This window comes from Myxococcus sp. AM010 (assembly GCF_013372585.1).
Classification (GTDB): domain Bacteria; phylum Myxococcota; class Myxococcia; order Myxococcales; family Myxococcaceae; genus Myxococcus; species Myxococcus vastator.
In genome coordinates, this window is the sequence record NZ_JABXEO010000133.1 from 1 (window position 1) to 13979 (window position 13979).

Genomic DNA, 13979 nt, shown 5'->3' on the forward strand with positions numbered 1-13979 from the left:
GGGGGGGGAGGGTGTGAGGCTTGGGCGAGGGGGGGGGCGGCGGGGCGCGGGGGGGCTTGTGTGCCGTTGGCGGCGGCGCTGCTCGGGTTGGCTGCACTGCCTTTGCCCGTGGCGGTGTTGGCTTTGTCCGTGTCCCGCGCCGAGCGGCTGTCATTGCCTTTCGTGGACGTGTCAGCGCGCGCTCCCGCCTCGCCGGGCGCGGGGGCCTCGTCCTGGGACGACGCATGCCCATCCACCGGTGGCTGCGAGGCGTCCGCGTCCTCCGGGGACGCGGTGCGTCCCTCGGGTACGCTCGCGGGTTCGGGCTCGGGGAGTCCGGCGCGGAGCCGGGTGATGGCGTCCTGGAGCGGTCCGAACGCGGGGGCCATGTCGGCGAACCGCTCGCGTGAGAGCTGGGCCAGGCGCTTCACCGCGACCGCTAGCGCATCCAGGGGCTCCGCGCTCACGGAGGCCTGTTCCACGGTGGGCAGGATGCTGCCCAGCCGGTCCACGAACCAGGCCACGGCGTTGGCCCGGCCGCGCAGCCGCTTCGCCTCCGGGAAGAGGTCCTGCCAGTAGCGCTCCGTCACCTCGGCGAGCACGGCCGTGCCGGTGGCCGCGCCGTCCACGCCTCGCGTGGCATACAGGCCATAGGCCAGGTACGAGGCGAGCCAGAGGTCCTTCGTGGTGTGCTTCAGCAGCGCGCTCGCGCCCTCGACGACGTCATCCCAGCGCACGGCGTTGCTGGCCGGGGACTCCAACTTCGCGACTTCCAGCGCGACGGCCTCGTAGGCGGGCTCGTGCTTCGCCTGCACGCCGGCCGGGGAAGCCCCCGGCACGGGCTCGGTCCAGGGGAGGGCGCGCTCGCGAAGCTGTTCCAAGGTGGGAGGCATGGGCGTGGTGGGACTTCAGCGCGAAAGCGTCTGCAACAGTTGTTCCAGGGTGGTGGACGGCGCGTCGATGACCTGGCGCGCGGAGGCCGTGAGGCCCTTGCGCGCGTTGTCGATGGCGGCGGGGCGCTCGGTGCGCAGCGGCCACACCTGGGCGCCCGGACGGCTGGGCTGGGCCAGCGCGAGGAACAGGGCAGGGGAGGCCGCTCCCAGGCTGATGAGCAGCCGGGGCTTGTCGCCCTCGGACCAGAAGAAGGCTGGAGGCTGGTGCGTCCACTTGAGCAGCCGCGAGGACAGCTCCAGCCAGGCCACCGGCCCCACGCGCGTGGACAGCGGGCAGTCCAGGGTGACGCCGGCCGGTAGCTGCTCCTTGCCGCGCTCGCCCGCGCACGCGGTGAGGAAGGTGTGCAGCGCGTAGTAGCGCCCACCTTCCGGCGTGCCCTCCACCACCGGGCCCAGCAGGTCCACGGTGTGGTGGTCCGCCAGCACGGCGGTGAGCAGCCGCTTCGCGAGGCTGTAGTCCCCCGGGCCCGGCAGGGGCAGCGCCGCCACGCGCTCCAGCAGCTGTGGCACCTCCAGCTCCGCGGCGGACTGGGCCAGCGAACCGGCGGCGCGCAGGAAGGGCTGGTACGCCTCCGGCGTCAACGCGAGCCGCGAGGCCGTGTCCGCGGAGGACGCCTCAGTGAAGATGGCCAGGGGGAAGGTCCGGCCCACGCTGTCCTGGCTGGGCGCCATCACCCCCACCAGCGCCTGCTTCTGGCCGGGCGCGGTGAAGACGAAACTGACGGGCTCGGCGGGCAGGTCCACCCGGGCTCGTCGCGAACGCTCCACGCCCGCTTCCATCCAGCCGTAGAGCTGGAGGGCCAGCGGGGTGGCCGCGTTGTGGCGGATGAACTCTGCCTGTCGGGGCGTCTTGCCCAGCAGGCCGATGCGCGGCGACTGCACTGCCATGTCAGTGAACCCCATCCGCCGCGACGGCCGGCGTCGCGCACCCGCCCTTGCGCGCGATGCTCACGGGCGGCTGCAACCCCGGGTCCCGGAAGATGGCCAGCAGCTTGGACGTGTTGCCCGACATCCCGAAGAACGGGTTGGCGGTGCGCTCCGGACGGAAGTCGATGGAGACCAGCGCGCCGTTCATCTCTTCGATTTCCCACGTGGCGGTGAAGTAGCGGCCGTCGGCGCTGGGCTCGATGCGCTTGACGCGCTCCAGCAGGCGGAACAGGCCCCAGTCCCCCTCGGCCTCCAGCGTCGTCTCCGTGGAGCCATCCGCGCTCTGCACGGTGATGCGGGCGCCGAGCTTGCCGGCCTGCCCGGGCCAGATCATCGGCTTCCACAGCGTGTCCGGGCCATTGCGGTACGTCTCGTCCGTCCCGTCGAGCGTCAGGGTGATGGACGAAATCTGCGACGCCAGGCCGTCCGCGGAGACGCCCGGGCGCAGGCGCACCTGGAAGCGGACCAGCGGGTCCACCGTGTCGCCGCCAGGGAAGAGCGTGGTGGAGAGCGCGCCCGTCTTCTCCAGGAAGCCGAGCAGGTCGGGCCGGTACATGACGCCGCCCGACGAGGTGAACTCCCACCGGCGTCCGGTGGCCACCACGTCCTCCAGGAGCTGCTCCTTGACGAACTTGCGCACCAGGCCACCCTCGGGGCGCAGGAACTCCGCGACCTCGGGCAGCGGCGCGTCCGCCTGCGACGCGCGGTCGAAGGGGTACTTCCCCTTGAAGGCGCTGCTCCACGCCGTCACCACCTGGTCCTGCCACAGCTTGCTCTTGTTGCAGGCCACGCCCACGAACACCACCGAGCGCATCTCCTGGAACGGCGGCAGCAGCAGCCTCTCGAAGATGGCGACGTTGTCCGTCTGCTTGCGGACCATCATCTCCACGTTGTTGCGGGTGGACTCAATCTTGTCCAGCAGCAGGCCGGACTCGGCCGGCTTGTCCTTCACCGCCAGCAGCGTCGTCTGGACGGTGGCCAGCTGGTCCTCGTACGAATCCAGCGCCGTCAGGGACTCCTCGCCGTCCTCCGTCTTGGAGGACTCCGTGGCGAAGCGGATGAGCGAGGCGAACTCACGCTCCACGTCGCGGGCGGTGACCTCCTGGGCGCCGGACGGCGAGTTGGCGTTCAGCAGCTCGCGCTTCTTCGGCGCGTCCTCGCCGGACTCCGAGCCGAACAGCTTCCCCGCCTTGGCCAGGAAGCCCGTGTCGGCCTCCGCCGCCTTGGTGTCGCGCTTGTCGAGCACCACGTTGTACGTGAGCGCGCGGAACAGCCGCCCGTAGGGCTTCGGCTTGCCGCGCGTCAGGTTCGTCAGCAGGCTCTCCATCTGCGTCAGGTTCTCCGGGGCATGCACGCGGATGGCGCCGAGGAAGTCCCTCCACTCCTGGGTGTAGGCCTCGAAGTAGCGGGTGCGCAGCTCGCGCCGCGAGCTCACCGTGTCCACCTTCTCATCGCGGTCCAGCACCCACGACTGCTGGTCCTGGAAGGCCAGGTCCAGCCGCTCGCGGATGACGTCGTCATAGGCCTTGCGCGTGAAGGCGCCCCGCACGCGCGCGCTGGCGCTCATCTGCGGCACCGAGCCCACGAGCTGCTCCAACGTCACGTCCGGGTACGCGCCGCTCATGTTGGCCACCAGCTGCGCCAGCTCCAGCCGCACCAGGGGCACGTTGTTGAGCGAGCGGCGCGCCGACTGCACCACGCCGGTGACGCGGCCGAAGGCGATGCGCTGCTCGCGCGCCGGCTTCTGCTCTTCGGGGAGCATCTGCTCGTTGGCGAGCATCAGCAGGAACGTCTCCGCGTGGTTCGCCACGGCCCGCTCGTCCACCGCGTCGCCCCGCACGCGCTTCCAGTGCTTCACGATTTCGTCCTGGAGCCACTTGCGCTGCGTCTCGTCCAGCTCCGGCTCGCGCGGATCCCGGGGCGTGGTCACCAGCAGGTACATCTTCAAGTCATCGAAGTACTGGCGGTACGCGTCGAAGTGCTTGCTGTAGTCCTCGTCGCTGCGCACCGTCAGCAAATCGGGGTTCTTCCCGAAGGTGTCCAGGCGCTGCTGGATGAGCTCGAACTGCTTGCCCAGCAGCACCCGGCGCAGCGCCGCGTTGTAGAACTGGCGCGCCTGGGGCAGCAGCTTCTGGCCCTGGTAGAGGCCGAAGCGCATGAACACCGGCGCGCTGCCTTCCTCGTACTCCGTCAGCTCCTGGAGCCGGTTGCGCAGCGGAATCAGGTCCTCGACGCGCCGGATGTCGTCACGCGGGTCCAGGTTCACGTTGGTGATGGCCTCGGTGACGGCCTCCGCCATGTTGCGGTTCTTGAAGAAGGACACCGTGGGCAGCGACAGCAGCAGCACCGTGGCGGCGGAGGCCGCGCTGGCCAGCACCATCCGCTGGCGGCGCACCCGCGCTTCCTCCAGCGAGCTGCGCACCGCCACCTGCTGGTCCTGGAACATCACCTTGGTGAAGACGTCCCAGAGGAAGTAGCTGCGGCCCTCCGTGGCGCCATCCGTCTGCGCCCGGCCGTTGGTGCTGCCGAACATCTCCGCCGCGGACGGGGACACCTTGTCCACCGGGCGCAGGTCCTGCGTGCCGCTGTTGAAGTACAGGCCGCGGAAGACGGGCGTGTCCTGGAACACGTTCTCCAGGAAGAGCGGCTGGAGGAACTCCGCCAGGTTCTTCCGGAGCGCGTCGAACTTCTGCGGGAAGCCGTAGATGTTCTCGCGCGTCTCCAGCCGGCGCTCCTGGCCCAGCCGGCGCAGCGAGCGCTGCTCCAGCACGGAGAGCATCTGGTCGAAGCGCTCGCGGAACAGGTCCGTGCTCGCCTCGCGCTGCTGCTCCAGCGGCACGGTGAAGCCCCAGATCTGCCCGCGCTCCACGCGCGACAAGTCCGAGAACATCTCCACGAACCCGGGCAGCAGGTCGCACTTGGTGATCATCACGTACACCGGCACCAGCATCTTCAGCCGGGTCGTGATTTCATCCAGGCGCTCGCGGATGGTCTGCCCCATCTCCCCCACGGCCTGCGGGTCCGCGTTCAGCAGCTCGCTGACGCTGATGGCCACGATGAGGCCGTTGATGGGACGGCTGGGGCGGTGCTTCGCCACCGTGTCCAGGAAGGCCAGCCACTCCGGCCGGTCCTCTTCCGCGCTGGTGTAGCGGCCCGCCGTGTCCAGCAGTACGGCCTCGTTGGTCAGCCACCAGTCGCAGTTGCGCGTGCCGCCCACGCCGCGCACGCCGCCGCGCGCGGAGAGGTACGGGAACTTCAGCCCGGAGTTGCGCAGCGCGGTGCTCTTGCCGGCGCCTGGAGGCCCGACGATGAGGTACCAGGGCAGCACCGCCAGCGCGTCCTTGCCGCCGCGCGCCAGCTTGGAGGCCTTGAGCGCCTCCACCGCCTTGGTGAACTCCGACTGCATGGCCTTGATTTCAGGCTGCAGGTCCGGCCGCACGGTGGTGGCCTGCTCATCCGCCTGCGCCGCCAGCGCGCCCTCCAGCTTCTTGGCCGCGGCGCGCGCGCGGATGCGCTTGACGAGCCACACCACGCCGACGGCCAGCAGGCCCGCGAGCGCGGCGATGATGGCCGCTTGCTGAAGGGTGAAGCCCAGGTAGTTGAGCAACGCGAACATCGGCGCGCCGATGCCGAGCAGCGGTAACAGATACGCCATTACTGCGTCCCTCCCGCCGCCTGCGTCTGGCTGGCGCTCGTCGCCGTGTTGCGGGCCGCGTGGACCTCGATGCGGCTCTTCAGCTCACCAATCTTGTCGTTGAGGAAGAACTGCAGCACGCCGTAGAACAGCACGGCCACCGCGAGCGCCCCGGCGGAGATGCCCACCATCGACGCCTTCTTGCGCTTGGAGAGCAGCGACTCGGTGGGCCGGTCCCCGTGCGGCGACAGCACGTCGAAGTCGAAGGGCCGCGCGCGCTCCAGGTCCTTCTGCACCGTGTCGATGAGCGTCATCAGCTCCAGCTCGCCGCCGCGGATGCGGTAGCGGCCCTGGAAGCCGAAGAGCATGCACAGGTAATAGACCTGCAGCACCTCGTGCCGGTGCGGGTCCTTGCGCACGGTGTTGAGGCGCGCGAAGAAGCCGTCACCGGCGACGTTCTCATTGAAGTAGTGGAGCTGGAGGGGCATCCAGAGCTGCCGGTACTCCTCCGGGCGGCCCAGGACGACCTCGTCGATGAGCGCCACCAGCGCGTAGGCCATGTCCTGGGCATCCTGATGGCTGAAGCCCAGCACGGCGGCGCGGCGCAGCGTCTCATCCACCACGCCGCGCAGGCGGTGGTGCAGCGTCTCCGGCGGGGGCACCGCCGACGCTTCGGAGCCGCGCAGCTGGATGGCGGCGTCGAAACAGTCCTTCGTGGCTTCGGTGACTCGGTCCATGGGCGGCTCGGGGCGTCAGCGATTGGCGGTGGGGACCGCGAGCAGTTCCACGGTCGTTCGGCTCGCGTCGAACGGCTGCGGCAGGTAGATGGCGAGGTTGCGATCCCTCATCACGTTCCTCCAGTAGCCGTCATTCATGGAGAGGCTGAAGTAGACGGTGCCCGGCTGCACGGGGACCTCGGGTGGCGGCCGGTACGTCACCGCCAGCGGTACGCCGGGCGCGGCGGCCTGCACCAGCGCGCGGATGTCCTCCCAGGCGGCCACCTTCGACAGCTTGGGCAGCTGTTCGGCCACCACCCGCTCCGGCAGCTCGCTGCGCACCGCGAGGATGAAGTGGCCGCAGCGCTCCAGCCGGTCGTCCTCCAGCCGGCCGCGGAACATGCCGTCGGCGCCCGCCGTCAGGTCCACCGACAGGCACTGCTCCAGCGCCACCGAGCGCATCAGCTCGGAGAGGCGGCGGAACAGCTCCTCGAAGGTGGCGCGCAGGTTGGTGAATTGGAAGGTGGGCAGCGTGGACGGGTCCGCGCTGACGGAGAAGGTGCACAGCTGCCCCGCGCACTGCGCCAGCGCCAGGTACAAGTCCCGCGGACGCAGGTTGCCCGCGTCCAGCGCGTGCTGGAGGAAGGGGATGGTGCCGTTGAGCGCGTTGAGCTCCAGGAAGAGCGTCACGTCGCCCGCGGTGAACTCCAGCGCTGACGCGTCCCGGTGCCGCCGCCGCGAGGAGAGCTGCCGCTGCTTGGACACCATCAGCCGCAGCATCGTCCGCAGCTCGTTCATGACGAACGCGGACGCGTCGATGCGCAGGCACGACGGGATGAAGGACTCCACCAGCGTCAGGTTGCCGGAGCGGTCCCTGGACAGCTCGCACAGCTTGATGGACTCGAAGTCGTCGCGCGGCTCGGTGCCGAACAGCAGCCGCACGTTGCGCTGACCGAAGGCCACCTGCGAGATGGAGGTGGAGGCCGTCAAGTCACTGACGGGGCGGGAGGCGGGCGTGTAGCGCGGGCTGCTGCCCAGCCGCTCCCCGCTGCCGAAGCTCTCCACGCCGCTGCGCTCGCGCGGCACGCCCAGGTACACGTCCAGGGTGCGCTGGGCGGGCGGGAAGTAGCCGTCCGCGGGCCGCGCGGGCGGCGCCTCCGCGTCTCCGGATTCGAAGGAGACGGGCAGCCCGTCCGGGAGGATGCCGGTGAAGTGGGTCAGCTGCACCTGGCCGGCGCGCAGCGCCTCCATGTCGAACTCCAGGGCCACCACGCCCCAGGGATACGGTTCGAGCGACGCCAGCCGCTGATCCAGGAGTTGCTCGTGGTAGAGGTCCTGCTGCTGGAGGTGGTGGGGGCTCATGAACATGCCCTCCGACCACACGACTCGCTGCACGGACTTCATACACCTCTCCGCGGCGACTCGCCGTCGCCAGCTTGGGGTTGGAGTCGAGGCTCCGGCGCCTGCGTCATGGGCCGGAACATCAGGTCAATCTGATAGCCTTGCAGCCGGTAGCGGAAGACCTCGTCTCCCGGCTTCGGGTCGCCCTGGTCACCGGCGGGGCGCTCCACGCAGCGCGCCTCCTCCACCACGGGGAGCGCCGCCACCGTCCGCCACGAATAGCCCAGCGGCTGCCGGAAGTGCCCCATGGCCAGGACGAAGCGGGCCTTGGGATCACGCTGCACCCAGCGCTTCACCTTGTTGCCGGGTGGAATCACCAGCTCGGCCACCTGGAGCAGGTCCTCCTTGAGGAGCTCCTCCGGCTTGCCCCACAAATCCTTGAAGCCCGCGCGCTCCAGGCGGACGCTGTCCTTGAGCTGGACGATCTGCACCACGGTAGGCAGCGAGCGCCCGCGCGCGTCGGGATTGAGCTGCTCCGACGCATCCACCACCACCTGGAACGGCGGCGGCGTCTCACACACCTGGGACACTCGCTTCACGCAGCCCGCGCTCCCGCTCAAGGCGGCCGCGAGCGCGATGACCACACCCCACCGAAGGTTCCGGCCGGCACGCTTCACCCGACCGGCGCCTGTGTGTCCTAGCGCCAAGATTCGTATTCCTTGAAAGAACGCACGGGTCCTTACAACTTCCGTGCGAAGCGTAAACTGCCAGACAGGACGGACAGGATTCAAGCCACCCCCCTGATGGCGGTTCCCTGCCTGCTCCTAGTTCTCGGAAATCTTGGAGCCCTTGATGACGACGTCGCCTGACGCGTTGACCTCAATCTTGGCGCCCTTGATGACCACGTCCCCGTTCTTCTTCACCTGGAGCGTGGCGGAGCCCACCTTGAGGGTGAACTGCTCCTGGGCAACCAGTGAGATTTCCTTGGCGGACAGCGTGTAGGCGTCCTTGGCGGCGTGGTTCACCTTGCCCGCCACGCTGACGAGCATGTCCTTGTCCACCTTGAGCGTGCGGGACTTCCCCACCTCTTCGGAGAGGTCCCCGCCCACCTGGAGCGTGCGTGCGCCCTTGACCGTTTCGGACTTCTTGGCGCCGACGACCTCCACCTTGGCGCCGCCCACCTGTTCGGACTTGAGGCCGCCCACCAACTCGTTGAAGGCGGCGCCCACGGTGACGGCGAGCGCGCCGCCCACGTTGAGCATCTTCCCCAGGGCCACCGTCTCCGCGGAGGCCATGGCCACGGTGAGGGCCTGGTTGCCGCTGACGCTGATGGACTGGTCCCCGGCCACCGCCTCGGTGTGGTTGCCGCCCACGGTGGTGGAGCGGTTCTGCGTGACGGCCAGCGTCTGGTTGCCGGTGACGGTGCTGTCGTCGTTCTTCTTCACCAGCAGGGCCTGGTTGCCTTCGATGACGCGGGAGCGGTCCTTGCGCACCAGCAGCGTCTCGTTGCCGCGGACCTCCTGCGTCTTGTCGTTCTCCACGACGATGTTGAAGTCCTTCTGCGCGTGCAGATAGACGAGCTCGCTGCCGGCCGCGTCCTCGAAGCGGAGCTCGTTGGAGCCCGCGCCGCCGGGGCTGGAGCTGGAGCGCAGCGTGCTCTGCGTCTTGTTGCCGGGCAGGTCGATGGGCGTCGGGTTCGCGCCGTTGTAGACGCTGCCGGTGACGATGGGCCGGTCCGGGTCGCCCTCGAGGAACTCGACGACGACCTCATGGCCGATGCGCGGCAGGTACAGGGCGCCCCAGCCCGGGCCCGCCCAGGCCTGGCTGACGCGAATCCAGCAGCTGCTCTTGTCGTTGTTCTTGCCCTCGCGGTCCCAGTGGAACTGGACCTTGATGCGGCCGTGCTCGTCGGTGTGTATCTCCTCGCCGCTGGGGCCCACGACGATGGCCGTCTGCGCGCCCGGAATCACCGGCCGGGGCGTCACGCGCGGCGGGCGGAAGGGCACCTCCGCGGGCTGGCAGAGGAATTCGTTGCGGTAGTCCTCCCGGCTGCGCAGCGAGCCCTGCTCGATGCTCAGCGCCTCCGATTGGTGGCCCAGGTGCCGCACGGAGACGGGCAGGTACTTGCGGTTGGCGGCTTCGTCCGGATGCTCCGCCAACTCGAAGGAGTGGCCCACGCAGACGCGGCGGCTGTAGCTGGCGCCCGTCACCGTCTCCGCCCGCGCGCGCAGCTCCTCCAGGCGCACCTTCGCCAGGCTGCGGCCGGGCGCGGGCTCTTCGTAGCGGCCGGGGTAGTCGTAGATTTCGAGCGCGGCCTCGCCAGCCTCCGCCTCGGAGCTGGCGCCCAGGTCCTGGGCGGGGCGCAGGAAGTTGTAGTCGCGCAGGGCCACGGCGCCCGGCTGCACCTCCGTGCGGGAGACCAGCTCGTGGACGTACTCCTGCGAGGCGACCATCTGGCTGCGCTCGCGGAAGACGAGCTTGGACTCACCCTGCATCTCAGGGTTGGCGGAGGCACCGTCGCCCAGCACCATCATGTGGGCGTCCTCGCCGTGCTCGAAGAAGTAGAAGATGCCTTCTTCCTCCAGGAGGCGGGACACGAAGTCGAGGTCGGACTCGCGGTACTGCACGCAGTAGTCGCGCTTGGGGTACTCGCCGGTGAGCGCCAGCCGGTGCTCCACCTTGGCCTCATCCAGCACCTTGTGGACGATGTCCGGGACGGTCATCTCCTGGTAGATGCGGCTCTTGCGGCGGTGGCGGAGCGTCCACAGCCGCGGCACCACGGTGGCGCGGTAGCGGCGGCGCTCCGGGCCGCTGCCTTCATCCCACCGTGACATGCGCGACACGATGCCGTGGAAGAAGCGCGCGGTGCCGTCTCCGAGCATGACGGTGAGCCGCGCGTCCTGGCCCAGGAGCGCCTTCTCATCCACGTCCACGTCCGGCCGGGCGGCCAGCGCCACCTCCACCGCGTAGGGCTGGGACAGCGTCTCCTCGGCTTCAAAGCCCAGGACGGCCAGCTCCCCGGCGGTGAAGGCCCCTGCCTGGAACTCGAACTCAGCCTGGTTGGCTTTCAAGGCGGCGTTCGCGATCATCCACAGACCCCCGGCGCTGGGCCTCGTCCAGAGGATGAGGCCCGATAGTGGTGCGGCAGCATGCCACGAATTGCGAACCAGGGGGGCCTGACACGAAATTTTCATTGCCGGCGTGCGCTGACGCTGGGGCCATCCCATTCCAGGTCGGACTTCGGTGTAGAGTGGAAAAGGGGGGCTGGCTTGAAACTGCGGGTCTTCCCGGGGTACCCAGACGGCTTCGGGGAGAACCATGAGAAGAAAAGAGCTCCTGCACCGCGGGCTCGCGCTGGCACTCGCGCTGACGTCCCTGTCCGCCGGGGGGCAGGAGGGGCCCGTGCTGCGAGGCTTCGACCTGGAGCGCCTGGAGCTGAATCCTGGCGCGGAGGGGTCACTGCTCGTCGGCATGGGCGAGCTGCTTCCTGCGGGAGCCTTCCGCGCGACGGTGATGATGCATTACGCGCATCAGCCGCTCGTCTACATGGACAACCTCATCCGCGAGCAGCCCGAGGTGGCCGTCGTCTCTGGACGGACCACCGCGCACCTGGCCGCCGCGTATGCCCCGCTGGACTGGCTTCAGGTAGGGCTGCAGGTTCCCATGGTGGCGCTCCAGGGCGGAGACGACGTGGGCATGGGGCGTTATGGCATCGCCGTGCCCGCCAGTCAGGCGCTGTCCACCCCGGTGTTGAGCGCGCGCTTCGGCGTGCTGACGCAGTCGGACGCGGGGGGCGTGGATTTCGCGGTGGAGCTGGCCGCGGGGCTGCCGCTGGGAAGCCAGGGGGCCTTTACCCGGGATGACGGCGGGCTTCGTCTGTCGCCCCGGGTGATGGTGGGGCGGCACTTCGGCTTCATCCGTGCGGGGTTGGAGGTGGGCTACGTGCAGCGCCCGCGCGTGCTGCTGACGGACCGGACGGGCGACACGGAGGATGAAGTGGGGCGCGAGCTGCGGCTGGGCGTGGCGCTGGCCACGACGGGCAAGCGGCTGCGCTGGGAGCTGAACGTCCGGGGCATGTTGCCCATGACGGACCAGCCGACGTCGGTGGAGCTGCTGCCGGGCGCCCGCTACCTGGTGGGCTCGTCGCTGGAGATGTTCGCGCTGGCGGGCGTGGGCGTGGGCGCGGCGCCCGGCACGCCGCTGTTCCGGCTGATGGTGGGCGGGGCCTTCGGCAACGTGACGCCGCCGCGGGGCCCAGGCGAGTCCTCGGTCCGCTGCGAGATGGGGCTGCCCCCCGAGGCGAAGATTCAGGAGTGCCCCGACCTGGACGAGGACGGCGACGGCGTGCGCAACGCCGACGACAAGTGTCCGCTGGTGCCGGGCGACGTGGCGCGGCAGGGGTGCTCGGCGCAGGACACGGATGGCGACGGCATCGAGGACATGCTGGACGCCTGCCCGCTGGAGCATGGCCCCGCGGCGCGCCAGGGCTGCCCCATTCCGGACCAGGATGGTGACGAGGTCCCCGACGAAATCGACAGCTGCCCGTCGGACCCGGGGCCCGCGGACAACCGGGGCTGCCCGGTGCGGGACACGGACGGCGACGGCATCGACAACGACAAGGACGAGTGCCCGAACGAGGCCGGTCCCCTCGAGCGCAATGGCTGCCCGGAGTCGGACACGGACAAGGATGGCGTGCCCAACCGCGCGGACAGCTGCGTGAACGAGCCGGGGGACGCCAAGAACCTGGGCTGCCCGCTGCACGTGCTGCCGCTGGTGGAGATTCGTCCGGACCGCCTGGTGGTGATGGGCAAGGTCTTCTTCGAGCCGACGCAGGCGCGAATCCAGAAGCGCTCCTTCGAACTGCTGGACTGGGTGGCGCGCGTCGTCCGGGAGCACCCGGAGATTCCGGTCGTCGTGGTGGGCGCGCACACGGATGACCGGGGCTTCCCGGACAGCAACCGCCGCCTGTCGCAGGCGCGTGCCGAGGCCGTGCGCCAGTACCTCATCGGCCGGGAGATTGCTCCCGAACGACTGAAGGCCCTGGGCTATGGCCAGGAGCGCCCCATCGACAGCAACGCGACGTCGAACGGCCGTGAGAACAACCGCCGCGTGGAGTTCCTGCTGGCGGACCCGCAGCAAGACAAGTCCGAGCGCGGCCAGCACTGACGTGCGCCTCCGCGGAGAACCATCTCGATGAGAACGAACGCTCTGACGAAGGCGCTGACGGCGGTGATGGTGCTCTGGGCCCTGCCGGCCCTGCCGGGCCCGGATACCTATCTGGTAGGCAATGGGCAGGATGGCGCCCGGACGGTCGCTGCGGCGGGTGGCGTGGAAATCAACAACTACGCACAGGTCAAGGCGCCGCTGGCGCCGGGTGACACGACCATCCGGACATCACTGGCCACCTCCACGTCCGCGCCCGCGGTCCCCGACTTCAGCGGGCCCACGGGGGGGGCCGATACCTCGGGTGACCTGGTGTTGATCATCCAGACCACCGGCGTGGTGCCCGTGACGGTGCCTGGTAGTCCCGGGCCCATCTATCTGGAAGGCGGCGCAGTGGGCCGGTGGGAGCTGGCGCGGCTGACGGCTGTCTCCGAGGACGAAGAAGAGGAGGAACTCACCCTGACGCTGGACCGGCCGCTGAAGCACTCCTACGCGGCGCTCTTCACGCAGGTGGTCCGGGTGCCGGAGTACACGTCGCTGACGTTGAACAACAACGCGGTGGTGCGCGCCAAGGCGTGGGACCCCGCGAATCGTACCGGCGGCATCCTGGCCTTCCTGGCGAATGGCGCCGTGAACCTGGGCAACGGCAGCCGGCTCAGCGCGGAGGGACTCGGGTTCCGGGGCGGGCACTACGAGGCCGACACCGAGGAGGATGAAGACGAAGAGCCGTACGTCGGCTGTCCCGTGCCAGCCCATCCCGAAGAGACGCGCGCGCGGACGGGAGAGGGCATCGACGTCACGCATCCCGATGCCCGGGGCGTTGCGAATGTCGCCAACGGTGGTGGTGGTGGTGTCTGTGTCCGGGCGGGCGGCGGCGGCGGCGGTAATACAGGAGCGGGCGGTTTGGGTGGCAACTCAGCCGATGGCTCCCGGTCCGGTGCCAGGGGCGAGGGTGGCGCGGCCCTGAGCTTCTCACCGCTGACCCACCTGGTCATGGGGGGCGGCGGTGGCGCGGGGCATGGCCGGGACGAGACGTCGGATGCGGACGGCGGCCATGGCGGCGGAATCATCTTCGTTCGCGCGCTCTCCATTGGAGGAACCGGCACGCTCAACGCATCGGGGGCCGCGGGGGTGGGGAGCGCGGAGTCCGGAGGGGGCGGTGGTGGCGCGGGTGGCACCGTCCATGTCCGGACGGTCGAGCACGTCGCGTGCAGCGGGGGCCTCGGCCTCAACGCCATGGGGGGCGGTGGCGGCGATGCCGACGAC

The 13979-nt window shown here is 69.8% G+C and carries 9 protein-coding genes; 2 read left to right on the forward strand and 7 right to left on the reverse strand.

Annotated elements, in window-relative coordinates; all coding sequences use genetic code 11:
* From HV826_RS34430 to tssI, 7 genes are all read right to left on the reverse strand, one after another.
* Window positions 1-872 (reverse strand): type VI secretion system ImpA family N-terminal domain-containing protein (locus tag HV826_RS34430; RefSeq protein WP_176421266.1); only part of this gene is annotated, 872 nt, incomplete at its 3' end.
* A 15-nt stretch (window positions 873-887) separates the two neighbouring features.
* Window positions 888-1820, reverse strand: a complete 933-nt coding sequence (tagF, locus tag HV826_RS34435; protein WP_176421267.1) for a type VI secretion system-associated protein TagF — start codon at window positions 1818-1820, stop codon at window positions 888-890.
* Window position 1821: 1 nt separating this feature from the next.
* On the reverse strand, window positions 1822-5514 hold the full coding sequence (gene tssM / locus HV826_RS34440) for a type VI secretion system membrane subunit TssM (RefSeq protein ID WP_176421268.1): 3693 nt from the start codon (window positions 5512-5514) through the stop codon (window positions 1822-1824).
* Entirely contained in the window at window positions 5514-6230 is a 717-nt protein-coding gene (locus tag HV826_RS34445) for a DotU family type IV/VI secretion system protein (protein WP_176421269.1), read from the reverse strand. Before HV826_RS34445 ends, tssM begins: the two co-directional genes overlap by 1 nt.
* 15 nt (window positions 6231-6245) lie before the next feature.
* Entirely contained in the window at window positions 6246-7613 is a 1368-nt protein-coding gene (tssK, locus tag HV826_RS34450) for a type VI secretion system baseplate subunit TssK (protein WP_163783875.1), read from the reverse strand.
* Entirely contained in the window at window positions 7610-8227 is a 618-nt protein-coding gene (tssJ, locus tag HV826_RS34455; RefSeq protein WP_163783876.1) for a type VI secretion system lipoprotein TssJ, read from the reverse strand. The genes tssK and tssJ overlap by 4 nt, the downstream gene beginning before the upstream one ends.
* A gap of 147 nt (window positions 8228-8374) precedes the next feature.
* A complete protein-coding gene (gene tssI / locus HV826_RS34460) occupies window positions 8375-10639 on the reverse strand; it encodes a type VI secretion system tip protein TssI/VgrG (protein ID WP_176421270.1) in 2265 nt (754 codons plus the stop codon).
* Between the two features lie 229 nt (window positions 10640-10868).
* On the opposite strand from tssI, the gene HV826_RS34465 reads away from it, so the two are divergent.
* Together HV826_RS34465 and agmC are read left to right on the forward strand one after the other, a co-directional pair.
* A complete protein-coding gene (locus HV826_RS34465; protein ID WP_176421271.1) occupies window positions 10869-12716 on the forward strand; it encodes an OmpA family protein in 1848 nt (615 codons plus the stop codon).
* 27 nt (window positions 12717-12743) lie between these two features.
* Window positions 12744-13979: adventurous gliding motility protein AgmC (gene agmC / locus HV826_RS34470; RefSeq protein ID WP_407938453.1), on the forward strand; the 1236-nt coding region annotated here is incomplete at its 3' end.